Genomic DNA, 24,619 nt, shown 5'->3' with positions numbered 1-24,619 from the left:
ATTGTTGGTGGAGGTGAAGAAATTCTATGTCGCTTTTATACGGAAATTCAGGCTTAGGAACCCTGCTTACCTTGCCGATAAAAAGAAAGATTTTTGTCAGCTATCACCACGATAGTGACCAGTGGTACTATAACGAATTTTCTCGTTTCTTTTCTAATCAATACGAAGTTGTTCAAGATAATTCTCTCGACCGACTCATTGACAGTTATGACTCAGATTACGTGATGCGAAGGATTCGCGAAAACTACATAACAGGGACATCATGCACGATTGTGCTTTGTGGCCCTCAAACCCGCTGGAGAAAATATGCAGACTGGGAGATAAAAGCAACTCTTGATAAACAACACGGACTCATCGGAGTAAAACTTCCGAATAACTCTCCTGAACCGATCAGTGGAGGATGCCATAAACCGGACAGGCTCCAGGATAATATTGATTCGGGATATGCTGTGTGGACAACATGGGAAACATTGACGGTGGACAACCTCCGTTCCTGCATCGAAATCGCTAATGGGAAGCCAAAGGGCTCGATTAAGAATGATCGAATAATGCGTTCGAGGAATGGGTGACTATATGCCAGTTCTTTCAAAAGGTTCGTTTACGCTTGATTTAAAGATCGTAAAACTAGGTGCCGACTTGACAGAAGACGACCGGCAATGTGCTTGGGAGCTTTACACTGAGATGTCAACAAGAGTCTCTGTTACAGGGAAACACATAGATCCAGATTGCACAGACTTCAACGGAGAGTTGTATATTGAAAGCCTGGATTCACTTTTCCGGTTTTTTCAAGAAGCTCGGGGGATTATGAGAAAATTCCCTGTTGGTAAAATCGGAGGGAACAACCAAGAACACCTTGGTGTCATGGTTAACAAGACAATGACAAATGTTCTCCGGCCATTTCTGGAAAAGTGGCAGGTTAAATTCCGCCATTGGTGGGAGAATCAAAGTAATCCAAGGCTAAATCCGATTGACCGCCAAATAGAATTCCCGGAGCTTGAAGCCTTCCTTACCGATTGGGCATCGGTGAGATGGCTCATGCGAGCATTCCAGAAAGAATTGGTAGACGTTTATGCATTGGTAGACGTGGGCGCACAAGAGGAGTGATTTCTGAGATTCTTGAACTTTGAAAATGTCCAATTGACATGAATGAATATAAGGAGTCTGTTTAAATGGCTAAATACTCAGGATCTGCTGATATTTACCGAGAACTGGTCGAGAATTCCAACGAAAATTGGTTATACCGGCTTGTGGCGTTTGCATTGGTTGAAGAGCAACGTATTGAGTGGATGAAGCACTTTGAAATCCACAACGGAAGAATGCCCAACAATGAAGAGATAAAAAGTTGGTACGAACAGCAGCCGGAAAGTGTCTTGTTGAGAGCGAAAGGTGAAGCTGAAAGCGCACTTCAGCGATTTTCTGGCGATGTCCTTGAGGTGGCTAATGAGGATATCCGTAAAGAAATTGAAGAAGGAATTGTTGTTAGAGAGATAAAGAAACTTGGGAATTTTGGACCTCAATTTCTTGTTAACCTTGCGGGAGGCTTCTGCAGTGCACTATTATTCGCGGCATTCTTAATCATAATGGCCTATTTCGTTTTGAATGATACATCCCCTGTTGAAATAGGAAAAAAGCTTAAACCACCAATAGAGGAGAAGAAACAATGAAAAAATCCGAGGTAACGAGCAAACGTGCAGCAACGGCAGCGTCAAAGGTACTCCGGAACGAAAGTTCAAGCAAGGCTGCCAAATCTGCTGCGGGCTCTGCACTTTCCCAAAGAAAGGCCCCTGAAAAGGTTACATCATCTGTGGCCGCGACAGCCGCATCTAAAACACTGCATAGTAGTAGTTCAAGCAAAAAAGCTAAGACATCTGCTGGGTCTGCTTTGACGCAGAAGCCAAAAAAATAAGGGAATTAAATCTGTTGCTCACTTACAACCCCACATATTCAAAGAACGACGGCCAAGTGATCTGGCACGGCAAGAGCGTTGACGACCAAGGAGAATTCAACGCTTTCCTGTCCGGGCCAACTCGTAGTCGTCTGTTCGATGAAGAGCAACATACTCGGTATGAAGCCGATCTGCGTGCATTGGCCACCACGGAAATGGCTTCTGACACGATCACTCGGCTACTAGCTTCTGAACCTGCCAAAGAACCGTGGGAAGTCGGCGAGGCCCTTACTGAGTGTATTCTTGAGCAAGAACGGGGGGTAAAGTTCCCGTGGAATACCGAGCGGGACAAACGAACGCCAAAGGCCAGCCTGCCAGGTGCCGACATTGTCGGCTTGATGGAGGATGGAGAAGAAGCACTGTTGGTCTTGGGGGAAGTGAAGACTTCGAGCGATGCGAATAGCCCTCCCCAAGTGATGACCGGCAAGAGCGGTATGATCCACCAGCTGGATAATCTTGCCACGGATATTTCGATACACAATTGCCTGCTGAAATGGCTGCATCCGAGGTGCAAGGATACCGATCTCTGGCCTCTGTACGAAAAGGCCGCGAAAAGATATCTGGCCTCCGGCGGTCGGGCGATCAAGCTGGTCGGCATGCTGATGCGCGATACGGCACCGAATGAGCTTGACCTGAAAAATCGCGCCAAGCACTTGGCTGCCAAGGTGTCGGCCCCTACGGAAGTGGAGCTGGACGCCTGGTACCTTCCTACCCCTATTGATGAATGGCCGGCAGTTGTCCAAGGAGGTGCGGTATGACTTCCTGGATACTGGACAGCCTTAATCCCGATCTGTTGCAGCGCGCTCGCACCGAGGCGTCACGCCGCTTGCTCGATACTGCGTTGGGATTGGTCGCAGAGCGGGAAGACGACAACAATCTTCTTTTTGTTGCAGAGGCCCTTGAGTTAGCCGTCATCGACCTCTTGGACAACGAAAGTGAGGTCGATTCACTCCGGCAGGTGAGCGCTGAAGCTTTCCAGCTTTTACGTGTCCTCCCGCGACCGGAAGCTCCCCTGGAGTCGGCAAAGACCTGTTTGCGTCTCGCCTGTCTGGGGGTAATCGGTGAGCGTGGCGTCGATGCCCGCCGCGTATTGAAAGAAGCACCATGGCCAGCTCTGCCGCTGGATTCCGACTCGTGGGGCGAACGTACCCTGGCAACGATCCTTGAGGTCTGGTTACGGATCATCCGCAAGGACGGCTGGCCTGACCTCGACGCCGTGCAGGCCCAGGTTGTTGCACTTCGACAGCAACAGGCAAACTATGAGGCCGAATATCTGGATGCCAGGCAGTCAATGGCGCGCACCGCCGCGTGGGAACTGGTTGCCCTCTACCATCTATCCAAGGCTGCCGAATTGCTGGCCATCTTCACCACTCAGGGGGAAATCGGCGGACGCTTCGATGCGCGGCAGCAGCTTGAGGCACAGTTTGACAGGGCTCTAACGGCCTGCGGTCGTGCCGAACTGGTCGAACTGGATGCCTTGGTGAGGCTCCTTGCCCGTGCGGCACAGCAGTTGGTGGACAACTGCATCTGGACCGTCACCCGTGCGGTCAACTCTCGGGTCACACGGTTTGTCCATCATCTTGTTTCCAGGGAGACCAGCAAACCGATCTTCGAGATGCTTCCCCCGCAACGGCGCACGTTGCGTGAGGCTGGTTTGCTAGGTTCCGGCCATCGTGCTGTCGTGGTCAATCTTCCGACCTCCAGCGGCAAGACCTTCATCGCCGAATTTCGTATCCTGCAGGCCCTTAACCAGTTCGACCATGAAAAGGGATGGGTCGCCTATCTCGCCCCCACCCGCGCTTTGGTGAACCAGATCGCAACCCGGCTGCGGCGTGATTTCGTCTCGCTGGATATCAATGTCGAAAAGGTCAGCCCGGCCCTTGAGGTGGACGGCCTGGAGGCGACCCTGCTCACGGACAGGCAGGACGCTACCCAGTTCCGTGTGCTGGTGACTACCCCGGAAAAGCTAGATCTTATGCTGAGAGGGGGCTGGGAAGAAACGATTGGACGCCCTCTCACATTGGTTGTCGTTGACGAAGCACATAACCTTGCACAGCCGGGACGCGGGATAAAGCTGGAATTGCTCCTGGCGACGATTAACCGCGAATGCCGTTATGCCCAGTTCCTGCTGTTGACGCCGTTCATTCCCAATGCCTCGGAAATAGCCCGCTGGCTCGCCCCGGACAGCAACAATGATATTGAGCTAGGCGTGGATTGGCGGCCGAATGACCGGGCTATTGTGCTGAGTCATCCGCGGCAGGGAGCAGGGAGAGGGCAATTTACGCTGGAATTGGAAACCCTTCACACAACGAAGCAGACCTTGAGCATCCCAGAGAACCTGCCGCTTCCTTCCGACAGGCCTTTGGGTCTGTCATGGTCGCAGGTGAAGGGAAATGCCAGTAAGGTGGCCGCAGCCACGGCGCAGGTAATGAAAGAACGTGGTCCTATTATCGTTCTTGCCGGAACTATTCCCAACACGTGGAATCTTGCAGAAAATTTCATGCATCCGGCCAACAGGGCCGTGACGGTAAATGAAGATGTGCAGCTGGTGCAACGCTATCTGAAGCGAGAGTTCGGAGAAGGCTTCGCACTTTGCGAACTTCTGGAATTCGGGGTTGGAATTCACCACTCCGGATTATCAGACGAAGCCAAGGCGCTGGTGGAATGGTTGTTTGAGCGTGAGTTGATAAACGTTTTGGTATCGACGACGACCATTGCTCAAGGAGTGAACTTCCCGGTTTCCGGGGTGGTCATGGCGGCGCATCAGTATCCGTATGGAGAAGACATGCCTCCAGAGGACTTCTGGAATCTGGCTGGCCGCGCCGGACGCGTCGATCATGGCAGCGTCGGCATCGTGGCGCTTGCGGCAACAGACGAGCAGAAAGCCACCAAGTTACGCGAATTCGTAGGTCAGCAGGTCACGTCGCTAAATTCGACACTGATTGCAATGGTCCAGGCGGTCATAGCTACAGGTGCTCCGCTAGAGTTGCACCGGCTTTTCCATTTACCGGAATGGTCAGCGTTCCTCCAATACTTGGCGCATACCTACCGCCAGATCGGAGATCCGCAACGCTTTGCCAACGAGATTGAGCAAGTATTGCGTGGGACATTAGGATTCCAGAACCTGCGCCGCACTCGAAGCGACTGGGCAAACCGTTTGGTTGCAAGTGTTCAGGCTTACGGCGAGAGAATTTCCGGGAAATCGCTAAAACTTGTAGACAGTACCGGATTTTCATGGGAGACGGTTAGCATTACCTTGGGCAAGTTGTCCGCTGAACGAATCACCGAAGAAGTATGGGACGCGGATCGTCTTTTTGGCAGGGATGGTAAGAATCTACAAAAATTGATGGGAATCTTGCTGGCAGTCCCCGAACTTCGTGATAATTTGGAAGCTGCCACCGGCGGCCGGGGACCGGATGGAGACCGTCTGGCGTGCATGGTCAGGGACTGGGTTAATGGTGCAAGTTTGCCTGATATGGCCCAAGCATATTTTGCGACAAAACTCGATGGTGGGGCAGTTGAGCCAACTAAGGCTTTGACAGATTGCTGCAAAAATGTATTCGGCAAACTCACCCAGACAGCTTCATGGGGGCTGGCCGCCCTCCAAACAATGACTTTTGGAGACAGGTTCGATCAATTGGCCGAAGCTGACCAACAGACGCTTCGCAATCTGCCCGCCCGTGTTTTCTACGGAGTTAATACCGACGAAGCTATTGCATTACGATTGCTTGGGGTTCCTCGAGGAGCGGCGCAACCATTATCTCAAACCTTGAGAACAGCAAGGAACCTCCCATTGCCACAATTGCGATCTCAGCTTGCTCAGACTGATGCACGAGTATGGACCCAAGCCTTGGGAGAGAGCGGGCAAGATTATTTCAAGGTTTGGAAGGTGCTGGAGGGGATTGGATCATAAATTTCCGGCTACATCCGGAGGAGGATTCAAATGTTTTACCATACACGATCAATTGGCCCCGATATGGAAGCGTTAAAAGCCGGATTCAAGAAATGCGGAGAATTGGCTCAGCAGCACGGTTACACACAGCTTGGATTGGCAACGCCCATGAAGGGAAACCTTGACGGTGTGATTAGTGACCTGATCGGCGAAGATGCCGTTAAAATCTTGCAACGCGATAATGTCCTCGATCTTAAAGGCATTACCCTTCACCTGATAACAAAGAGGGTTTCTCCGAGCCATAAGTTTTCAGGTCCTGTGCTGGCCGTTTATACACCGATTGATCAAGTTAGATTGCTTGCAAAGAGTAGTTATTGTAAGGGGCTGATATATGTCCCCTGGACACAGGATGAAGGGCCGAAATTTGAGAAGCTCTTTCAAACGACAGTAATCTACGAAGGCCAGTATGATCTATCCATGTGATTAGGCACTTCGATAAACATAGCACTTACTTTTGCAGACGGGAAAAATGGACCCCACACGCATTGTCAAATGGCTCAACGATATTCAGGGGTGGCTCGAACCCCCAGGATGTGAGACAGAGTTTACAGCACAACCTGGAAATGATTGTACTTGTTGTACCGTGGGCATTGTCCATGAACATCGTTTTGCCTTTTATTACTGGGCGCTCTACTCGTCCGAAAGGGATAAGCATAGACCACTTCCGGCTCTAATTACGCTTGATTCCCACGACGATGTAGGCGTTCCTGGTGAGATTGACGTTGAAGATTTGGATACTCTTCACCTAAGCAATCGGACTGAGCTTGGTCTATTTGCCTGGACGCGTCTTCGCAGGTTGAATGATGGACAAATTTTGCCGGCACTTTACCTTAATCTCTTTTCTGACGTCTATGTCTTGATGAATAACGAGGAGGATCGCGAAGAGTTCTTGTCATCATTTGAGGAGCAACAACTGAAGGATCGATATGGAAACGTGCATACTGTCAAATATTATCAGCAAGTTGACCAACTCATGCAAAATCTTCCGTCCGATATTCCGGTATTTCTAGATATTGACCTTGATTTCTTTGCTGTCGACAATCCTGCGAAGGATCGCTTGGGCTCTGAGATATTAAGGCCGGACGATTTCATAAAGTCATTCCTGTCAATAGACGGTCCATTTTTCGGGCCACTCCTGAAGAGAATAGTCGGGCTTACGATTGCACTTGAACCTAAGTATTGTGGTGGCCTGCTGAATTCACTACGTGTCCTTGACATTCTCAATCGTGAACTTTTTGACGGCACACTTTGTACCGATGACTGCAAATGGCGAACGCCATAACCCTCTGTCGGCCTTGCTGCGGAGTCTGGAGAGGCACTGGAAGAAACCGTTGCCTTTGACTACTGCCGGTATAATGTGGTATAGCTTATTCAACTCCGAAGAAGAGGGCAGCTTCCGATATTGGAGGTGTTTTTGGAGGTATGTCGGCAAATCTGAATTTTGAAAACACCGATATATTAGAGTGATGCGGGATCAGTTCAACGGACTGCACCCCATCCTTAACCCCTCTTGCTGCAAGAGGGGTTTTTTCGTTTACTGCCACTGGCTTATGGTTTCCGCTTATGGCCCCATTCACTGCTGAAGCTAACGTTTTAGGCGTGGTCAGGAATACTGTCCGGGAGTACGGGCTGCTCCAGTCCGGTGATACCGTGCTGGTGGCTGTCTCCGGCGGGATGGATTCCGTGGTGCTGCTCGATGTCCTATCCCGGCTTACCGAGTTCAATCTCCGGCTGATCGTTGCCCACCTTAATCACTGTTTGCGCGGTGAAGATTCGGCCGGTGACGAGCGCTTCGTTGCCGATTTGGCTGCTGTCTATGGCGTCCCGGTGGTCAGTGAAGCGATTGACGTCCGCGAGCTCTGTCGCCGGGAGCGGTTGTCCCTGGAGGATGGGGCACGGAAAGCACGGTATGCCTTTTACGGCCGGGCGGCATCGCGATACGGGGCCTCGGTAGTCGCTTTGGGGCACCATGCGGATGACCAGGCGGAGACAGTTCTGATGCGGCTGCTGAGAGGGAGCGGCACAGCAGGTCTTGCGGCAATGAATCCTCGACGGGGAGAGAGTTATATTCGGCCGCTTTTGCAGTTGCGGCGGGCTGAAATAGCCGCCTACTTCAGCGCAACGGGGCTGCGATGCCGAACCGATGCCTCGAACGCCGATGTGACGTTTTTGCGCAATCGCATCCGGCACGAGGTCATTCCTTACCTGTCGCATCTTAATCCCAGTGTTGTCGGCCGCCTGACAACTACTGCCCGGCTGCTTGCCGCTGATGAGGAGATCCTCTGTGCGGTTACGGAAGACGCTTTTCAGCGTCTCAGTAAAAGGGACGATTTGAACCGGCTCGTTCTGGATCTCGGCGGATTGCGTCGGGAAAAGGTTGGACTCCGCTACCGGGTGTATCGCCGGGCGATCAGTTTGCTCAAGGGCGACCTGACGCGGGTTGCTGCCTGTCATATCCAGCAGATTGACCAACTTGCGCTTGCCGGGAAACCGAATGCGTTGTTTTTTCTTCCCGGGAGGTTGGCGGTGGTCAGGGAATACGATCGGTTGACGTTTTCCGTAGACGTGCCGGACCTCCATTTTCCCGGTGAACTTGTTGTCGCCGGGCCCGGCGATTTTTCCCTCCCTGGCGGGGGGGTGCTCAGGGTGGCGTCTGTTGCCCCGTCTGTGGCATTGGCTGGAGATGGGGGGAGGCAACGGGCAATAGTTGATCTTGCTGCCGCACCGTTCCCGTGGTGTGTCCGTGGGGTCAGGCCGGGAGACCGGTTCAGGCCGTCCGGGATGTCGGGAAGCAAGAAAGTGAAGGACTATTTTATCGATGAAAAGGTGCCGGTTGCCCTCCGGTCGGCCATCCCGTTGATCTTCAGTGAAGGGAAGCTTATCTTGATCTGTGGTTACCGGCTGAGCAACGATGCGCTGGTTGGCGTTCACACTCATGCCGCCGTCGCTGTCGAGGTCTGTGGACAGCCCGCGAAGTCACCTTAAATCACTTGTCAACCATCAGTACTTATGGTAGCTTTTTCAGTCAATTACTTTGCTCACGCAAGCAGTGACTAGCGGAGTCATTCCTGCTCCTGATCAGTCCTGCATCCATTCCTCACGGGGGTTGTCTTGAACCAGTTCTATAAAAACCTTGCGCTCTGGTTGGTAATCAGCTTGATGATGATTCTTCTTTTCAACCTTTTCAACAAGCCGCGCACCACCCAGGAAAGGTTGAGCTACAGCGATTTCATCACCGCGGTCGATGCGGGAAAAGTCAGTTCTGTAACTGTTCAGGGCAACGATATCCTTGGGAAATACACCGATGGCAAGGAGTTCCGCAGCTATAAGCCTTCCGATGCGGCTCTTTCCGACAAGCTCATCGAAAAGAAAGTGACCGTTACCGCGAAGCCGGAAGAGGAAAAGGTTTCATGGTTTTCGATCTTCATCTCCTGGTTCCCGTTGCTCTTCCTTGTTGGGGTCTGGATATTCTTCATGCGGCAGATGCAGGGCGGGGGCGGCAAAGCCATGGCCTTCGGCAAGAGCCGGGCCAAGCTGCTGACCGAAGCTCAGGGCCGGGTGACGTTCGAGGACGTTGCCGGTGTTGACGAGGCGAAAGAGGAGTTGGAGGAGATTATCCAATTTCTGAAGGATCCGAAGAAATTCACCAAACTGGGAGGGCGTATCCCGAAGGGTGTCCTGTTGGTCGGCCCTCCGGGTACCGGGAAAACCCTTTTGGCCCGTGCCGTCGCCGGCGAGGCCGGCGTGCCGTTCTTTTCGATTTCCGGCTCGGATTTCGTTGAGATGTTCGTTGGGGTCGGTGCTAGCCGGGTTCGCGATCTGTTCGTCCAGGGGAAAAAGAATGCCCCCTGCATCATCTTCATCGACGAGATTGACGCCGTGGGCCGTCATCGCGGGGCTGGCCTCGGCGGCGGACATGATGAACGGGAACAGACGCTCAACCAACTCCTTGTTGAAATGGATGGCTTTGAGTCGAATGAAGGGGTGATTCTCATTGCCGCTACTAACCGGCCGGATGTCCTTGACCCGGCATTGCTGCGCCCTGGCCGTTTCGACCGCCAGGTAGTGGTGCCCCAACCCGACGTCAAGGGACGCGAGATGATCCTCAAGGTCCACACGAAGAAGATTCCCTTGGCGTCCGATGTCAACCTGGCGGTGATTGCCCGGGGAACACCGGGATTTTCCGGAGCCGATCTGGCGAATGTCGTTAATGAAGCCGCATTGCTTGCCGCCCGGAAAGATAAGAGTGTTGTCGATATGCGTGATATTGACGATGCCAAGGACAAAGTCCTGATGGGGGTCGAGCGCCGGAGCATGGTCATATCCGAGGACGAGAAGAAAAATACCGCCTATCACGAAGCGGGCCATACGCTCGTTGCCAAGCTCATTCCCGGCACCGACCCGGTGCACAAGGTTTCCATTATCCCCCGTGGCCGGGCCTTGGGGGTTACCATGCAATTACCGATTGAGGACAAGCACAGCTATTCACGCGAGTCGCTGTTGAACCGCATTGCGGTGCTCATGGGTGGCCGGGCGGCCGAAGAGATCATCTTTGGCACGATGACGACGGGCGCTGGCAATGACATCGAGCGGGCCACCGAAATTGCCCGCAAGATGGTCTGCGAATGGGGAATGAGCGACAAGATGGGACCCGTCACGTTCGGCAAGAAAGACGAGCAGATTTTTCTCGGTCGGGAAATGGCAACCCACAAGAATTACAGCGAAGCCACCGCCGTGGAGATCGACGCCGAATTGCGCCGGATTATCGAAGAGAGCTACAGCCGGGTCCGCACTCTGCTTTCGGATAACCTGGGCGTACTGCACAACCTTGCCACGCAACTGATCGAGAAGGAAAATCTCAGCGGTGATGAAGTTGATCGGATCATTAACGAAACGGTCGCTACCGCTGCTCCCGATGCTCAAGAACCGCCCGCAGCTCCATGAATTTTTCGGTGAGGGAGCTATCGCCAGCTACCCTGCGGGCCAGCGACGGTTGCATATTCTCCGGTAGTGAAATCCCGGCCGAGCTGCGCGAGTTTGCAGCCCAGGCGCTTACCCGGCTGTTATTGGTCGAGGGGCCTGCTGGTGAGTGGGAAGGGCTGCTCCGCGCCGGAGTGTCGGCGGCCGGTGGTCGGGCATGTTTCCTGGCAACAGCACCTCGCGTGAGGATTCTTCTCGCCCTGTCCGAGATCGGTCTTGGCTGGCTTGATGCCGATTTTTCAGGGCAAGCGGCTGTTCCGTCCCCCCTCTCCGCCGAGTTACATCGTCTCCTTGTCGACGATACTACCTCCTCAGGCCACTGGTCGTTTTCCGGGCGTACCATGGCTGTCTCTGCTCGCCCCTGTATCATGGGGGTTCTCAACGTTACTCCCGATTCCTTCTCTGACGGGAACAGATTCTTTGATCTCGACCGTGCCCTGGATCACGCCCTTGAAATGGTAGCCGAAGGGGCTGACATTATCGATATCGGGGGGGAAAGCACCCGCCCCGATGCCGCTCCGGTTGCCGAAGACGAAGAGTTGCGCCGTGTCGTGCCGGTGGTTGCTAAATTGGCCGAGCAGGTCACTGTTCCCCTGTCGATCGATACATACAAGGCCGCCGTGGCCCGAGAATCCCTCCAGGCCGGAGCCTCAATTATTAATGATATCAGTGGGTTGACGTTTGATCCGGAAATGGCGGCTGTTGTGGCGGCTGGCAACGCCGGCCTTGTTGTCATGCATACTCGCGGCCGGCCGCCCGAGATGCAGTATAATACCGTTTATGACGACCTGATCAGCGAGGTGATCGAGGCGCTCAAGACATCGTTGCAGTGTGCCTGTTCAGCGGGGATTCCGGCAGAACGGATTGTTGTCGATCCGGGGCTCGGTTTTGGCAAAAGTCTTGAGGGCAACCTGGCGATCCTGAACCGACTCGACGAGTTTGCCTGCCTTGGCAGGCCGGTACTGATCGGCACGTCGCGCAAATCGTTCGTCGGGGCGGTGTTGAAGCGAAACAGTAGTGATCGGCTTTTTGGCACTGCCGCTACGGTTGCGCTCGGCGTTGCGAAGGGGGCCACGATCTTCCGGGTCCACGATGTGAAGGCAATGCGGGACGTTGCCGATATGGCATTTGCCGTGACACAGTCTCGGACTGGAGAATGGCGGTAACAGCCTCCCGGCTGATCTGCCCGGCACAACCTTACAGATGTGATGACTATGGCGACCGACCAACTCCAATTGTTCGAATGGCGTGACTTCGTCGATATTGCGATTGTTGCCTATCTGTTTTACCGGGCAATCCTGCTGCTGAAAGATCGGCTGGCTTTTCGATTCTTTCTGTTCATTGCCGGCGGCATAGCGCTCTTTTTCTTTTCCCGGCTGGCAGGCCTCGATGCATTTCATGCGATTCTTTCCGCTCTTTTCAAGTCACTGATTCTCATTCTGGTTGTCTTGTTCCAGAGTGACCTTCGTCGTGCCTTGATCACCTTCGGCAAGCGAAACCGGCCGGCAGGACAGGAGCATGAAGAGGCGTCGCTGGTGATTGACGAACTCGTTACCGCCCTCACTGGGCTGGCCGAGCGGAGGATAGGCGCCCTGATTGTCATTGAGCGGGAAATGGGGGTCATGTCCCACGTGGAAATCGGCACCGAAATCGATGCCAAGATCACCAGCGAGATTCTGAATTCGATATTTCTTCCCTACTCACCTATTCACGACGGTGCCGTCATCATTCAACGTGGCAAGTTAACGAGGGCCGGCTGTTTTCTCCCGCTAAGCCAGAACCCCACGATCAGCAAGTCATTGGGAACCCGCCATCGTGCCGCCATTGGCTTGACAGAGCTGGTTGACGCCATTGTCCTTGTTGTGTCCGAGGAAACCGGGATGATGTCGTTTGTGGCTGACGGAAAGATTACGTCGCCGGTGGATGCCGGTTCGATGCGTAAGGTACTCAAACGGTCGTTGGAGCCCCAATGGTTGACCTGATTCGCTCAATGGCACGTAACTGGGGGATCAAGGTGCTTGCACTGCTCTTTGCCGTAGCTCTTTGGCTGGCTGTCGCCGGAGAACGGAAGGGGCGTCTCGAGCTGACCATTCCGGTCACGGTGCGCAACGCCCCGACCGATTGTGCCGTGATCGTCGATCATCCGGTTCTCGCTGTGTCGCTTGTCGGGCCGAGAATTCTTCTGTTGAAGCTCCGTGGTGAAAATATTATCATGCCGCTCGATATGAAGGGGGTTGGCGCAGGGACCACTTCCTTCTCAAATCTTGCTCAACAACTCGTACTGCCGGACGGTGTTGTCGTCAGCCGGGTTTTCCCGGCTGACGTATCTGTGACTGTAAAGCGTAAATTTCCGTAACCTGTTTGACAAACCTGCAGGAGTTACTATGAAAAAACTGTTTGGAACCGATGGCGTTCGTGGCGTTGCCAACGTCTATCCGATGACTACCGAACTGGCGATGCAGATCGGTCGGGCGGCGGCCTATATCTTCAAAAATGGCAGCCGTCGCCACCGTATCGTTATCGGCAAGGATACCAGACTCTCTGGATATATGCTCGAAAATGCCCTGGTTGCCGGTATCTGTTCAATGGGCGTCGATGTTCTGGTGGTCGGCCCACTTCCGACTCCCGGTATCGCCAATATCACCTCGTCGATGCGAGCTGACGCCGGGGTAGTGATTTCCGCGTCGCACAATCCTTTTCAGGATAACGGGATCAAGTTCTTCTCTCAGGATGGCTTCAAGCTTCCCGATGACGTGGAGCTGAAAATCGAAGACCTGATTTTTTCGAAAAAGATTGACTCGTTGCGGCCGATCGCGACCGAAGTTGGTAAGGCCTACCGCATTGATGACGCGGTGGGGCGTTACGTGGTATTTCTCAAGAATACCTTTCCCAAGGATCTTGATCTTGCCGGGATGAAGATTGTGCTCGACTGCGCCAATGGCGCTGCCTACAAAGTTGCGCCGGCGGTCCTTGAAGAACTTGGTGCGGAAGTCATTACCTACGGCATCAAGCCGAACGGGACGAATATCAACGCCGGCTGCGGTTCGCTTCACCCCGAAGTGATCAGCGAAGCGGTGAAGGAGCACCGGGCCGATCTTGGCATCGCCCTGGACGGGGATGCTGATCGGGTAATTTTTGTCGACGAATTCGGCAACGAGGTCGATGGTGATCATATCATGGCAATCTGCGCGATCGATATGCTTAAGCAACGGCGACTGCGCAAGAATACGCTGGTTGCCACGGTGATGAGCAACATGGGCCTTGATATAGCGGTCAAAAAGGCAGGGGGAAAGGTCATTAAAACTGCGGTCGGTGACCGCTATGTCGTCGAAGAGATGCGCAAAGGGGGATACAATCTCGGCGGCGAGCAGTCCGGGCATCTTTTGTTCCTCGATTATAATACGACTGGCGATGGCATTCTTTCGGCGCTCCAGGTGCTGGCGATCATGCGTCGTACCGGGAAGACGCTTGCCGAACTGGCAGAAGTGATGATCCCGCTTCCTCAAGTCCTGGTTAACGTCCGGGTAGCCGAGAAGAAAGATATCATGACGATTCCCGAGCCTGCCCGTCTAATCAAAGATATCGAAGGAAAACTGAAAGACGAAGGGCGAATCCTGATCCGCTACTCCGGGACCGAGCCGCTACTGCGGATCATGATCGAGGGACAGGACAAGTATCAGATTACGGGGTGGGCGAAAGAGATTGCCGACCTAGTTGAGAAGCAGATCGGAGGGAAATAGGTGGCCAAGCTGGGAGTTAACATTGATCATGTTGCAACGATTCGGCAAGCGCGGGGCGGGAGCGAGCCGGACCCTGTCGCGGCAGCTGTTATTGCCGAATGTGCCGGTGCGGACGGGATTACCATCCATCTGCGCGAAGATCGGCGCCATATCCAGGACCGGGATCTCAAGTTGCTGCGCCAGACGGTTAATACCAAGCTCAATCTGGAGATGGCGGCCACCGACGAGATGGTGGGCATTGCCCTGTCGGTGAAACCGGACATGTGTACCCTGGTGCCGGAAAAGCGCCAGGAGCTGACTACCGAAGGAGGCCTAGACGTCCGTCTCAACAGTCAGGGCCTGGGTGAAAAGATTGAACAGCTGCAGGATGGGGGGATTATCGTCAGCCTGTTCATTGATCCCGATCCCGACCAAGTTAAGGCCGCGAGCAAAGTACGGGCTGACTACATCGAGGTCCATACCGGTCGTTTTGCCGAAGCCGGCGATTGGCCGACCGAACGGGCTGAACTCGAGCGGATTGAAAATGCCGTGAAGCTGGGGCGTAAGCTTGGACTGGGCGTCAATGCCGGCCATGGGCTCAATTATGCGAACATCAAAAAGGTCGCAGCACTGGGCGGTATAGAAGAGTTCAACATCGGTCATTCCATTATCTCCCGGGCGGTGCTCGTCGGGCTCGACCGAGCGGTTCGGGATATGGTTGATCTCATCAAGTATGCGTAAGGTTGCGCATGATTTTCGGTACTGGCGTCGATATCGTCGAAATTTCACGTTTTGAGCGCTTCCTCGAAGAGGGGAACGAGCGGCTCTTCGAGCGCCTGTTTACCGTTGCAGAGCGGGAGTACTGTGCCGCGAAGCGGCGTTCTGCCCAACATTATGCGTTGCGTTTTGCCGCCAAGGAGGCGTTTCTCAAGGCGTGCGGGCTGGGACTCAGAGACGGGCTGAGCTGGCATGATGTCGAAGTAACCAACGATGCGCTGGGAAAGCCTGAACTGCGTTTGCAGGGGAGGGCGGAAAGCCTGTTCGTGGAGAATGGTCTGGAAAATAGTTTCGTTTCACTTTCCCATGATGGCAACTATGCCATTGCGATGGTGGTTTTGGAGCGAAGATGAAAATCGTCACCGGAGAAACGATGCAGGGGCTGGACCGCCGGGTTATCGATGAATTTGGTATCCCCGGGCTCCAGCTCATGGAGAATGCGGGCCGTGGTTGTGCTGTTGCTATTACGGAAGCGTTTCCCGCTGCGGCACGGGCAGTTGTTGTCGCCGGCAAGGGAAACAATGGCGGCGACGGCTACGTGATTGCCAGGCTGCTCAGGGAAAGTGGCTGGGAGGTGCGGACGATCGTGTTGGCCGCCAGGGCGGAAATTGGTGGCGATGCACTGACGAATCTGCAGCGGCTCAATCCGGAATCGCTCATTTTTTCCCCGGCGCCTGGCGGGCTTCTTCCTTATCGGCAGATCCTTGACGAAGCGACGGTGATTGTCGACTCTCTACTCGGCACCGGCTTGAAAAACCCCGTAAGCGCCGTTTATGCCGAGGCAATCACGCTGATCAACGGAAGCGGCAAGCCGGTCGTGGCTGTGGACATTCCTTCCGGCATTGCCGCCGGATCTGGAGAAGTCCTGGGGGTGGCTGTACGGGCTGCTATGACCGTAACGTTCGGGTTGGCAAAGATCGGCCATGTTGTTTACCCGGGCTGTGAATATTGCGGCTCGCTGAAGATTGTCGACATCGGCATCCCTGCGGAAGTCTCCTCGTCAGCCGAAGGGGTCGATTTTGTCGATTCCGTCACCGCGAGTCGTTTGCTCATCAGACGTGAACGTCGCGCCCACAAAGGCGCCTTTGGCCATTGCCTGATCATTGCCGGTTCCACTGGGAAGACCGGTGCGGCGGCGATGGCTGCCAACAGTGCGGTGCGTGCCGGTTCCGGCCTGGTTTCGCTTGCCGTACCGGTAGTGCTTAATCCCATCCTCGAGGTGAAAACGACAGAAGCGATGACGATACCTCTTCCCGACGACGGGCAAGGTTTCCTGGGGTCCACTGCGCTGCCGGCCATTGTCGGGGCTTGGGAGGGCAAAGACAGCATTGCCATCGGTCCCGGGATGTCGTGGAATACCGCCACGGCCGAACTTGTCCGTCAGGTGATCAGGCTGGTCACGGCGCCTCTCGTCGTCGATGCCGATGGGCTCAACGCTCTTTCCGAGGAGGTTGAAGCGTTGGCGAACAAAAAATCGCCGACGGTCGTCCTTACTCCTCATCCGGGAGAGATGGCCCGACTGACCGGAGCCTCAATCGCCGAGATCGAGGCAGACCGGCTCGGCGTCGCCCGGGCTTTTTCCGTGCGCTATGGGGTATATGTGATACTCAAGGGGGCGCGGACGGTCGTGGCGGCTCCGGATGGTAGGCTGTCGATCAACGGGAGTGGCAACCCGGGAATGGCCTCGGGTGGGATGGGGGACGTCCTTACCGGCATTGTCACCTCCTTGCTTGGTCAGGGCTATGAGCCATTTACCGCCTGCCAGCTGGCGGTATTCATCCATGGTTACGCCGCTGACCTCGTAGCCGGCGAAAAGGGAGAGATCGGCATGTCCGCCGTTGATGTTCAGGAACATTTGCCCGTGGCATTTCGCAGTTTGAACTGACTTTTCAGGAGACAATTTATGCTTAAAGTACGAGACATAATGACAACCACCCTCGTGACGGTAAAGAGAGAGACTTCGATTCGCGAGCTTGCCGAGCTGTTCACTGCCCATCGCATCGGCAGCATTCCGGTTGTCGACGATGCCGGGAATCTTATCGGTATTGTCACCGAATCGGATTTGATCGAACAGGACAAGAGCCTCCATATCCCGACGGTAATCTCGCTTTTCGACTGGGTGTTCTACCTTGAGAGCGAGAAAAAATTCGAAAAAGAGCTGCAGAAAATGACCGGTCAGGCGGTTGGTGATATTTTCAACGCCGATGTCCAATCAGTGACGGCTGATACAACGGTCAGCGAAGTTGCCGATATCATGACAAACAAAAAGATTCATACCTTGCCGGTCGTTGATGGGGAAAAATTGATTGGTATCGTCTCGCGGATCGACCTCATTCGAACCATGATCGGTTAGGCGGGATTCTTGGTGAATCGATTCACTGCAAGCGCTGATGAGACAGTCAAGCTAGGCGAAGAATTGGGGAAACAGTTGGGACCGGGCAGCTTCATTGCCGTGTATGGCGATCTCGGTGCAGGGAAAACCCAGTTTGCCCGTGGTGTAGCTGCCGGTCTTGGCGTTGATCGAACGCAACCTATCACCAGCCCGACCTATACTTTGGTTAATGAGTATCAGGGGCGGCTCCCCTTTTATCATTTCGACCTTTATCGGCTGCACGACCATTACGACGTCGTAGAACTTGGTTTTGAGGAATACTTTTACGGCCAGGGGGTTTGCCTTGTTGAGTGGGCGGAGCGGATAACTGACACACTTCCTGCCCTACGACTGGATATCACCATCAGTCGAAGCGGCGAGAATGCCCGTCGATTCGAGTTTCAACCGTTCGGTTCTCTCTATGAGTCGATATTAAAAAAATGTTTTGACCACCATGGTGATTCCTGATATTAAGGGACGATGTTTGGCGTTTGTATACGATTGATGCACAGTTTGGAATTGTAAGAACAGCATAAAGGAGGGACGGTAGATGGCTCTGGTGGTCCAAAAATATGGCGGCACCTCAATGGGGACAATCGAGCGGATCCGCAATGTTGCCAAGAGGGTTGCCAAGACCTATGACGCTGGCAATGACATGGTAGTCGTTGTCTCGGCGATGTCGGGTGAAACTAATAAGCTGGTCGCGCTGGCCAATGAAGTGTGCGAGTTTCCTGATAACCGCGAATACGACGTCTTGGTGGCGTCGGGCGAGCAGGTTTCCATTGCTCTTCTTGCCATGTGCCTCAAGGCGATGGGCTATAAGGCCAAATCGTATCACGGCTGGCAGGTGCCGATCGTTACTGACAGTTCATACAGCAAAGCCCGGATTGAAAAGATCGAAGACGAAAATATTCGCGGCGATCTCAAAGATGGAACCATTGTTATTGTTGCTGGCTTTCAGGGGGTCGACAAGGGCGGTAGCATCACAACCCTTGGCCGTGGCGGTTCCGATACTTCGGCCGTTGCCTTGGCAGCAGCCTTGAAGGCCGATGTTTGCGAGATCTATACCGACGTCGACGGTGTTTATACGACCGACCCCAATATTTGCAGCGACGCCTGCAAGATCGACAAGATTTCGTATGATGAGATGCTCGAACTGGCCAGCCTCGGGGCGAAGGTTCTGCAGATCCGTTCGGTCGAGTTTGCCAAGAAGTACAATGTGGACATTCACGTCCGTTCCAGTTTTAATGATAATCAAGGGACAATGGTTACCAAGGAGGATAAGGATATGGAAGCAGTTCTCGTTTCGGGGATCGCCTACGACAAGAATGAAGCAAAGATTGCCGTCATGCATGTCCCGGACAAGCCGGGGATCGCGGCTAAACTGTTGTCACCTCTTTCCGATGCAAATATTTCCGTCGATATGATCGTTCAGAATGTCAGCGAAGACGGTTTTACCGACTTCACCTTTACCGTTACCAAGGCGGATTTCAAAAAAGCTCTGAATATTACCAAGGAAGCGGCTAAAGAAATCAACGCCAGCAATGTGACGGCGGATGAGAACATTTCCAAAATTTCCGTCGTCGGTGTTGGGATGCGTAGCCATGCCGGGGTCGCGACCAAAATGTTCCAGTCGCTGGCACAGGAAGGTATCAACATTCAGATGATTTCAACCTCGGAAATCAAGGTTTCCGTGGTGGTTGATGCGAAATATACTGAGTTGGCAGTGCGGGTGCTTCATGATGTATTTGGCCTCGCCGGTACGGCGGCCAAGGCCGAATGATCCTTACTTGCGTTAGCAGGCACGACAATGAACCGTTACTTGAAAAGGTGATCAGATGAATCTTGTAAAACTCTACGACACCACCCTCCGTGATGGAACTCAGGCAGAAGATATTTCGTTTCTTGTAGAAGACAAGCTGCGCATTGCCCATCGTCTCGACGAACTCGGTATCCAATATATCGAAGGTGGGTGGCCAGGAAGTAACCCGAAAGATGTCGCCTTCTTCAAGGATATCAAAAAAGAGAAGCTTTCCCAGGCGAAGATCGCTGCGTTCGGTTCGACACGTCGTGCCAAGATTACTCCCGATAAAGATCATAACCTCAAAACTCTCGTTCAGGCTGAACCCGATGTCGTTACCATTTTTGGTAAAACATGGGATTTCCATGTACATGAAGCGCTCCGGATTTCTCTTGAGGAGAATCTCGAGCTGATATTCGATTCGCTTGAATATCTGAAGGGGCGTGTCCCTGAGGTATTTTACGACGCCGAACACTTTTTTGACGGTTACAAGGCAAATCCCGAGTATGCCATCAAGACCCTCAAGGCGGCGGAAGAGGCAAAGGCCGACTGTATCGTTCTCTGCGATACGAATGGCGGGACGATGCCATTCGAACTCGTCGAAATCATCAAGGACGTCAGAAAGCAGATCAAGACGCCGCTCGGCATCCATACCCATAATGATTCCGAGTGCGCCGTTGCCAATTCCTTGCATGCGGTGGATCAGGGGATCGTTCAGGTGCAAGGGACCATCAACGGTTTCGGTGAGCGCTGCGGTAATGCCAACCTCTGTTCGATCATTCCTGCCTTGAAGCTGAAAATGGGGCTGGAGTGCATCAGCGACGATCAGTTGAAGAAACTGCGGGCCCTGTCCCGCTTCGTTTACGAACTTGCCAACCTTTCTCCCAACAAGCATCAGGCCTATGTCGGCAATTCGGCCTTTGCCCACAAGGGGGGCGTGCATGTCAGTGCCATTCAGCGCCATCCCGAAACCTACGAACACTTGCGTCCCGAGCTGGTGGGCAATATGACCCGGGTGTTGGTTTCCGACCTGTCCGGTCGGTCGAACATCTTGGCCAAAGCCGAAGAGTTCAATATCAATATGGATAGTAAGGATCCCGTCACTCTGGAAATCCTTGACAACATCAAGGAGATGGAGAATCGGGGGTATCAGTTCGAAGGGGCGGAGGCATCGTTTGAACTGCTGATGAAAAGGGCACTCGGCACCCACCGCAAATTTTTCTCGGTAATCGGTTTTCGGGTCATCGATGAAAAGCGCCATGAAGACCAGAAGCCGTTTTCAGAGGCTACCATTATGATCAAAGTCGGGGGCAAGGTGGAGCATACTGCCGCTGAAGGAAATGGCCCGGTCAATGCGCTCGATAACGCATTACGAAAAGCACTTGAAAAGTTCTATCCGAAATTGAAGGAAGTAAAGCTGCTGGACTATAAAGTCCGCGTCTTACCAGCTGGCCAGGGAACCGCATCGTCAATCAGAGTTCTCATTGAATCAGGCGACAAGGAGAGTCGCTGGGGGACGGTGGGCGTTTCAGAAAATATCATTGATGCCTCGTATCAGGCCCTTATCGATAGCGTTGAATACAAGCTTCACAAGTCTGAAGACGGTGAGGCCGTTTTGAAATGAATGGCCGTGCCAAGCGGCTGGCACTCACTTCGTTTGCCGCCTTGGCGCTCTTGCTCCAGTTGTACGATAAAAGCCACGGACCGTCCCCGGCAAAAAGGGATGCCGTGGCTTTTCTACATCGAACGCCCGGCAAGGCACTTGTAAAAGTCGCCGGAATACCAGAATTCTCAGGGATTTACCAAGTTTCGGTCCCGGCGACAATTGGTAGCGTCATGAAATTGTCGGTCCCTGCCGATTCATTGATTCTCCTCGACGATAGCGTTGGCCTACAGCGCGTTTGTGAAGGGGATGTTATAATATTCGATGTACAACATACCGGATATACACATGTTTCATGCGAGAGAATGTCGGCGCATGAACGTGTTACCCTTGGCATTCCGTTGGATCTGTCCAGCATGTCGAGGGCAGATTGGGAAGCTCTCCCCGGGATTGGTCCGGCAACTGCTCAATCAATTTTGGAGTACCGTCAACAGATTGGCGATTTTACCTCGTTTCGCCAACTCGGATTGGTTCCCGGGATCGGCCCGGCGACTATGTCACGACTTAAACCATATTTTTTCGGTTATATAACACCTTGCAATTATTAGACAATTATGTGTTGCTGGCGGCGTTGTGTATGATGAGCTTTTTGTCAAGTAAGATTGGCATATATGGTGAAATCCCCCAAGCACTTCTGTTGAATTTCAAATATGGGGGGATACCTTATGAAATGCCCGAAATGCAAAGGCCGGATGTTTGCGGAAAAATTCTACGATTTCGTGAGGTCCTTCGATGCGTGGAAGTGCACCTGTTGTGGCGAGGTAATCGATCCGACCATCCTTGCGAATCGTGCGAGAAACCAGAACGTGTTTCTTGGCTGATTAATAGTAGTTTGCGGTCGTAAAAAGAGGGGAAAGTCTACTTTCCCCTCTTTTTTTGTCTGCACAAGTCTGATACGAATCATGAGGCTGAGCGGCAGTTCTACTGGGTGGCTAATACTGGACTACTGGTGAGATTGATGGTTGAACAACGTTCGCTACAGACTACCAAGAAATTTGTTGATGAATTGTTAACTTGGGCAAGAGGGCGTGGGAAGATTCTGATAGTTGTTCATGATAACCCCGATCCCGATTGTCTTGCTTCTGCAATGGCATTACGGCATCTCTTCGTGATGAAGCTCAACCGGGAGGCAATCATCGCTTTTTCTGGGATGATCGGGAGGAGCGAAAATATCGTGATGGCCAAGGAACTCGAAATACCGTTGAAACCACTCACCATCTTGAATCTCCAGGATTTCTCCGTCGTGTGCATGCTTGATACTCAGCCCGGTACGGGCAATAATTCGCTCCCCTCTGGAACCAGGGTAGATGTCGTGATCGACCATCATCCCTTGCGTGAGACCAGCACGTTGTGCCACTGGGTTGATATCCGCGAAGATTATGGGGTGACAGCGACTATTTTGTATGAATACCTAGTTGTCCAAGACGTCCCGATCAGTACCAAGTTGGCTACCGCAGTCTATTATGCCATCAAGTCCGAAACACAGGATTTGGGCCGAGAGGCAAACAAGCCTGATCGGGATGCATATCTCCGGTTATTTCCGCTCGCCAACAAGAGACTTCTCTATGAGATTACCTATCCGAAACTACCGGTAGAGTATTTTCTTACGCTGAACCGTGCCATTGAAAACACTAGGCTTTATTCAAGCTTGTTGGTGACCGATTTGGGTGAACTTTCATTCCCGGAAATTGTTGCCGAAATGGCTGATTTGTTTCTCCGGCTGGAGAAGATTGAAGTCGTATTCGCTTCGGGTTGCTATAACAACGAAATCATTCTCTCTCTCCGCACCAATCGCTCCGATATCAATGCGGGAGAGCTCAGCAGGCGCATCGTCGCCGGTCTCGGACTTGCCGGCGGCCACGGCATGATGGCTGGTGGCAAGGTTTGTCTGGCAATGGGACGCGATGAGGTTGCCGAGCACCTTCTGCATCGGCTGCTCGCCGAGCTTTCCCTTGAAAAGGAGATTCCCGTAGCACTGGATGCCTCACACTACTCTCTTGGGGAAGACGCCGCCGCTAATCGGCTGGAGAGTTGACAGCCTAGCTTTGATCGTTTAACGTATAGCGCCCAATCCTGGTCAAGAGAGGTGAATTATGCGTGCGGATGGACGTGATGCTGCAAGTCTCAGGGATATCAAAATTGTCCGGAACTATATTAAGCATGCTGAAGGTTCGGTGTTGGTATCGTTTGGGGATACGAAAGTAATTTGTACCGCGTCAGTTGAGGCTAGTGTCCCGCCTTTTCTTCGGGGTAAAGGGAGCGGATGGGTAACCGCAGAATACTCGATGCTTCCCCGGGCTACCCATTCACGTTCGCCGCGTGAGGCGGTCAAGGGTAAAATCGGCGGCCGGACCCATGAAATTCAAAGGCTCATTGGTCGATCACTGCGGGCCGTCACAGATTTGACGCTCTTGGGAGAGCGAAGCGTTTTGGTTGATTGTGATGTCATTCAGGCCGATGGCGGGACACGAACAGCGTCAATAACGGGAGCCTATGTAGCTCTGGCCGATGCCTTGCGGGGGCTGGTCACTGAGGGGGCCATCGAAGCGATACCGCTACGTGAATCTGTCGCTGCTGTGAGTGTCGGCATTGTGAATGGCGAGGTTTTGCTCGATCTTAATTATCTTGAAGATTCGTCGGCTGAAGTAGACATGAATTTCGTGATGACATCCTCCGAGCGTTTTGTTGAAGTTCAGGGTACCGCAGAGCTCGAACCGTTTACGGTAAGCCAGATGGATGAGCTGCGTAACATGGCGATGCGCGGGATTCGTCAGCTGATTGCCATCCAGAATGAGGTTCTTGCAGAATGACACATCTTGTTATTGCCACGCGCAATAAGGGGAAAATGCGAGAGATTGCCGAACTCCTTGCCGGGATGGAGATTACGTTGCTGTCTCCCGATGACTTTGCCGAGTTTCCAGAGGTTGCTGAGGACGGGGAGACATTTGAAGAGAATGCAGTCAAAAAAGCCCGAAGTGCAGTTGTAGCTACCGGTCTTCCTTCTCTGGCCGATGATTCGGGTTTGATAGTTCCTCTCTTGGGCGGGCGCCCTGGGGTCTTTTCTGCCCGCTTTGCACGGGAAGGTGCATCGGACGGAGAGAATAACGATAAACTCCTCGCGGAACTGACGGGGTTTCCTTTAGCTGCGAGAAATGCGTCATTCTGTTGTGTAATTGCACTATGTTTTCCCGGTGGCGAATGCCTGATTTTCCGGGGAGAGCTTGCTGGGATGATTCTTGACCAACCGCACGGTAACGGGGGGTTTGGCTACGATCCGCTTTTCTATGTTGCCGATCAAGGGAAAACCCTTGCCGAACTGCCCAGCGAAGTTAAAAACCGGATAAGTCACCGCGGCAAGGCACTCGCTGAATTGAAAAAGTACTTGTTTTCTCCGTGATCGTATAAAATGCT

At 53.1% G+C, this 24,619-nt stretch carries 26 protein-coding genes; 25 read left to right on the top strand and 1 reads right to left on the bottom strand.

Annotation, left to right across the window (positions count from 1 at the left end; translation table 11 throughout):
• Positions 1-26 precede the first annotated feature (26 nt).
• From QMN23_RS11790 to QMN23_RS11755, 8 genes are all read left to right on the top strand, one after another.
• The gene (locus QMN23_RS11790) at positions 27-569 is read left to right on the top strand and encodes a TIR domain-containing protein (RefSeq protein ID WP_281999498.1); all 543 of its coding nucleotides are present in this window, start codon (positions 27-29) and stop codon (positions 567-569) included.
• The gene (locus QMN23_RS11785) at positions 562-1,104 is read left to right on the top strand and encodes a hypothetical protein (RefSeq protein WP_281999497.1); all 543 of its coding nucleotides are present in this window, start codon (positions 562-564) and stop codon (positions 1,102-1,104) included. The genes QMN23_RS11790 and QMN23_RS11785 overlap by 8 nt, the downstream gene beginning before the upstream one ends.
• Positions 1,105-1,169: 65 nt before the next feature.
• Positions 1,170-1,664 (top strand): hypothetical protein, encoded by a 495-nt coding sequence (locus tag QMN23_RS11780; RefSeq protein WP_281999496.1) that lies wholly within the window; start codon positions 1,170-1,172, stop codon positions 1,662-1,664.
• Positions 1,661-1,906 carry a hypothetical protein gene (locus tag QMN23_RS11775; protein WP_281999495.1) on the top strand — a complete coding sequence of 82 codons (246 nt, stop codon included), beginning with the start codon at positions 1,661-1,663 and terminating at the stop codon, positions 1,904-1,906. Before QMN23_RS11780 ends, QMN23_RS11775 begins: the two co-directional genes overlap by 4 nt.
• A gap of 14 nt (positions 1,907-1,920) precedes the next feature.
• A complete protein-coding gene (locus QMN23_RS11770) occupies positions 1,921-2,703 on the top strand; it encodes a hypothetical protein (protein WP_281999494.1) in 783 nt (260 codons plus the stop codon).
• Positions 2,700-5,858, top strand: coding sequence for a DEAD/DEAH box helicase (locus tag QMN23_RS11765; protein ID WP_281999493.1), 3,159 nt, complete (start codon positions 2,700-2,702; stop codon positions 5,856-5,858). Before QMN23_RS11770 ends, QMN23_RS11765 begins: the two co-directional genes overlap by 4 nt.
• Positions 5,859-5,888: 30 nt before the next feature.
• Positions 5,889-6,320, top strand: coding sequence for a hypothetical protein (locus QMN23_RS11760; protein WP_281999492.1), 432 nt, complete (start codon positions 5,889-5,891; stop codon positions 6,318-6,320).
• 46 nt (positions 6,321-6,366) lie between these two features.
• Positions 6,367-7,179: a hypothetical protein gene (locus QMN23_RS11755; protein ID WP_281999490.1), complete on the top strand. Its 813-nt coding sequence runs from the start codon at positions 6,367-6,369 to the stop codon at positions 7,177-7,179.
• An 85-nt stretch (positions 7,180-7,264) separates the two neighbouring features.
• On the opposite strand, the gene QMN23_RS11750 is transcribed toward QMN23_RS11755, so the two are convergent.
• Positions 7,265-7,441, bottom strand: a complete 177-nt coding sequence (locus QMN23_RS11750) for a hypothetical protein (protein ID WP_281999489.1) — start codon at positions 7,439-7,441, stop codon at positions 7,265-7,267.
• Positions 7,442-7,496: 55 nt separating this feature from the next.
• On the opposite strand from QMN23_RS11750, the gene tilS reads away from it, so the two are divergent.
• The 17 genes from tilS (at position 7,497) to QMN23_RS11665 (ending at position 24,605) form a co-directional block, all read left to right on the top strand.
• On the top strand, positions 7,497-8,882 hold the full coding sequence (gene tilS, locus QMN23_RS11745) for a tRNA lysidine(34) synthetase TilS (RefSeq protein WP_281999488.1): 1,386 nt from the start codon (positions 7,497-7,499) through the stop codon (positions 8,880-8,882).
• A 126-nt stretch (positions 8,883-9,008) separates the two neighbouring features.
• On the top strand, positions 9,009-10,841 hold the full coding sequence (ftsH, locus tag QMN23_RS11740; RefSeq protein ID WP_281999487.1) for an ATP-dependent zinc metalloprotease FtsH: 1,833 nt from the start codon (positions 9,009-9,011) through the stop codon (positions 10,839-10,841).
• Positions 10,838-12,043 carry a dihydropteroate synthase gene (gene folP / locus QMN23_RS11735; protein WP_348835168.1) on the top strand — a complete coding sequence of 402 codons (1,206 nt, stop codon included), beginning with the start codon at positions 10,838-10,840 and terminating at the stop codon, positions 12,041-12,043. Before ftsH ends, folP begins: the two co-directional genes overlap by 4 nt.
• 48 nt (positions 12,044-12,091) lie before the next feature.
• Positions 12,092-12,859, top strand: coding sequence for a diadenylate cyclase CdaA (gene cdaA / locus QMN23_RS11730; protein WP_281999486.1), 768 nt, complete (start codon positions 12,092-12,094; stop codon positions 12,857-12,859).
• The gene (locus QMN23_RS11725) at positions 12,847-13,233 is read left to right on the top strand and encodes a hypothetical protein (RefSeq protein WP_281999484.1); all 387 of its coding nucleotides are present in this window, start codon (positions 12,847-12,849) and stop codon (positions 13,231-13,233) included. Before cdaA ends, QMN23_RS11725 begins: the two co-directional genes overlap by 13 nt.
• Positions 13,234-13,261: 28 nt before the next feature.
• Positions 13,262-14,617: a phosphoglucosamine mutase gene (gene glmM / locus QMN23_RS11720; protein WP_281999483.1), complete on the top strand. Its 1,356-nt coding sequence runs from the start codon at positions 13,262-13,264 to the stop codon at positions 14,615-14,617.
• Entirely contained in the window at positions 14,618-15,337 is a 720-nt protein-coding gene (locus tag QMN23_RS11715; protein WP_281999482.1) for a pyridoxine 5'-phosphate synthase, read from the top strand. It abuts the gene before it with no gap.
• Positions 15,338-15,345: 8 nt separating this feature from the next.
• Positions 15,346-15,726: a holo-[acyl-carrier-protein] synthase gene (locus QMN23_RS11710; RefSeq protein WP_281999481.1), complete on the top strand. Its 381-nt coding sequence runs from the start codon at positions 15,346-15,348 to the stop codon at positions 15,724-15,726.
• The gene (locus QMN23_RS11705) at positions 15,723-17,258 is read left to right on the top strand and encodes an NAD(P)H-hydrate dehydratase (RefSeq protein ID WP_281999480.1); all 1,536 of its coding nucleotides are present in this window, start codon (positions 15,723-15,725) and stop codon (positions 17,256-17,258) included. The genes QMN23_RS11710 and QMN23_RS11705 overlap by 4 nt, the downstream gene beginning before the upstream one ends.
• Positions 17,259-17,276: 18 nt before the next feature.
• On the top strand, positions 17,277-17,726 hold the full coding sequence (locus QMN23_RS11700; RefSeq protein ID WP_281999479.1) for a CBS domain-containing protein: 450 nt from the start codon (positions 17,277-17,279) through the stop codon (positions 17,724-17,726).
• 12 nt (positions 17,727-17,738) lie between these two features.
• The gene (gene tsaE, locus QMN23_RS11695; RefSeq protein WP_281999478.1) at positions 17,739-18,212 is read left to right on the top strand and encodes a tRNA (adenosine(37)-N6)-threonylcarbamoyltransferase complex ATPase subunit type 1 TsaE; all 474 of its coding nucleotides are present in this window, start codon (positions 17,739-17,741) and stop codon (positions 18,210-18,212) included.
• An 82-nt stretch (positions 18,213-18,294) separates the two neighbouring features.
• Entirely contained in the window at positions 18,295-19,527 is a 1,233-nt protein-coding gene (locus tag QMN23_RS11690; protein WP_281999477.1) for an aspartate kinase, read from the top strand.
• Between the two features lie 55 nt (positions 19,528-19,582).
• Positions 19,583-21,169, top strand: a complete 1,587-nt coding sequence (gene cimA, locus QMN23_RS11685) for a citramalate synthase (RefSeq protein WP_281999476.1) — start codon at positions 19,583-19,585, stop codon at positions 21,167-21,169.
• Complete coding sequence (locus tag QMN23_RS11680) at positions 21,166-21,756, top strand: ComEA family DNA-binding protein (RefSeq protein ID WP_281999475.1); 591 nt, start codon at positions 21,166-21,168, stop codon at positions 21,754-21,756. Before cimA ends, QMN23_RS11680 begins: the two co-directional genes overlap by 4 nt.
• Before the next feature lie 410 nt (positions 21,757-22,166).
• Entirely contained in the window at positions 22,167-23,243 is a 1,077-nt protein-coding gene (locus QMN23_RS11675) for a DHH family phosphoesterase (RefSeq protein WP_281999474.1), read from the top strand.
• Positions 23,244-23,301: 58 nt separating this feature from the next.
• A complete protein-coding gene (gene rph, locus QMN23_RS11670; RefSeq protein ID WP_281999473.1) occupies positions 23,302-24,018 on the top strand; it encodes a ribonuclease PH in 717 nt (238 codons plus the stop codon).
• Positions 24,015-24,605 (top strand): XTP/dITP diphosphatase, encoded by a 591-nt coding sequence (locus tag QMN23_RS11665; RefSeq protein ID WP_281999472.1) that lies wholly within the window; start codon positions 24,015-24,017, stop codon positions 24,603-24,605. The genes rph and QMN23_RS11665 overlap by 4 nt, the downstream gene beginning before the upstream one ends.
• The last annotated feature ends 14 nt before the right edge of the window (positions 24,606-24,619 follow it).

The organism is Geotalea uraniireducens (assembly GCF_027943965.1).
GTDB lineage: Bacteria > Desulfobacterota > Desulfuromonadia > Geobacterales > Geobacteraceae > Geobacter > Geobacter uraniireducens.
This window is presented reverse-complemented; position numbering and strand designations above follow the sequence as displayed.

Bases quoted from the DNA above. Each gene is read 5' to 3' on its own strand.
- QMN23_RS11790 (WP_281999498.1), top strand. From the start codon at position 27: ATGTCGCTTTTATACGGAAATTCAGGCTTAGGAACCCTGCTTACCTTG.
- QMN23_RS11785 (WP_281999497.1), top strand. From the start codon at position 562: ATGGGTGACTATATGCCAGTTCTTTCAAAAGGTTCGTTTACGCTTGAT.
- QMN23_RS11780 (WP_281999496.1), top strand. From the start codon at position 1,170: ATGGCTAAATACTCAGGATCTGCTGATATTTACCGAGAACTGGTCGAG.
- QMN23_RS11775 (WP_281999495.1), top strand. From the start codon at position 1,661: ATGAAAAAATCCGAGGTAACGAGCAAACGTGCAGCAACGGCAGCGTCA.
- QMN23_RS11765 (WP_281999493.1), top strand. From the start codon at position 2,700: ATGACTTCCTGGATACTGGACAGCCTTAATCCCGATCTGTTGCAGCGC.
- QMN23_RS11760 (WP_281999492.1), top strand. From the start codon at position 5,889: ATGTTTTACCATACACGATCAATTGGCCCCGATATGGAAGCGTTAAAA.
- QMN23_RS11755 (WP_281999490.1), top strand. From the start codon at position 6,367: ATGGACCCCACACGCATTGTCAAATGGCTCAACGATATTCAGGGGTGG.
- folP (WP_348835168.1), top strand. From the start codon at position 10,838: ATGAATTTTTCGGTGAGGGAGCTATCGCCAGCTACCCTGCGGGCCAGC.
- cdaA (WP_281999486.1), top strand. From the start codon at position 12,092: ATGGCGACCGACCAACTCCAATTGTTCGAATGGCGTGACTTCGTCGAT.
- QMN23_RS11725 (WP_281999484.1), top strand. From the start codon at position 12,847: ATGGTTGACCTGATTCGCTCAATGGCACGTAACTGGGGGATCAAGGTG.
- glmM (WP_281999483.1), top strand. From the start codon at position 13,262: ATGAAAAAACTGTTTGGAACCGATGGCGTTCGTGGCGTTGCCAACGTC.
- QMN23_RS11710 (WP_281999481.1), top strand. From the start codon at position 15,346: ATGATTTTCGGTACTGGCGTCGATATCGTCGAAATTTCACGTTTTGAG.
- QMN23_RS11705 (WP_281999480.1), top strand. From the start codon at position 15,723: ATGAAAATCGTCACCGGAGAAACGATGCAGGGGCTGGACCGCCGGGTT.
- QMN23_RS11700 (WP_281999479.1), top strand. From the start codon at position 17,277: ATGCTTAAAGTACGAGACATAATGACAACCACCCTCGTGACGGTAAAG.
- QMN23_RS11690 (WP_281999477.1), top strand. From the start codon at position 18,295: ATGGCTCTGGTGGTCCAAAAATATGGCGGCACCTCAATGGGGACAATC.
- cimA (WP_281999476.1), top strand. From the start codon at position 19,583: ATGAATCTTGTAAAACTCTACGACACCACCCTCCGTGATGGAACTCAG.
- QMN23_RS11680 (WP_281999475.1), top strand. From the start codon at position 21,166: ATGAATGGCCGTGCCAAGCGGCTGGCACTCACTTCGTTTGCCGCCTTG.
- QMN23_RS11675 (WP_281999474.1), top strand. From the start codon at position 22,167: ATGGTTGAACAACGTTCGCTACAGACTACCAAGAAATTTGTTGATGAA.
- rph (WP_281999473.1), top strand. From the start codon at position 23,302: ATGCGTGCGGATGGACGTGATGCTGCAAGTCTCAGGGATATCAAAATT.
- QMN23_RS11665 (WP_281999472.1), top strand. From the start codon at position 24,015: ATGACACATCTTGTTATTGCCACGCGCAATAAGGGGAAAATGCGAGAG.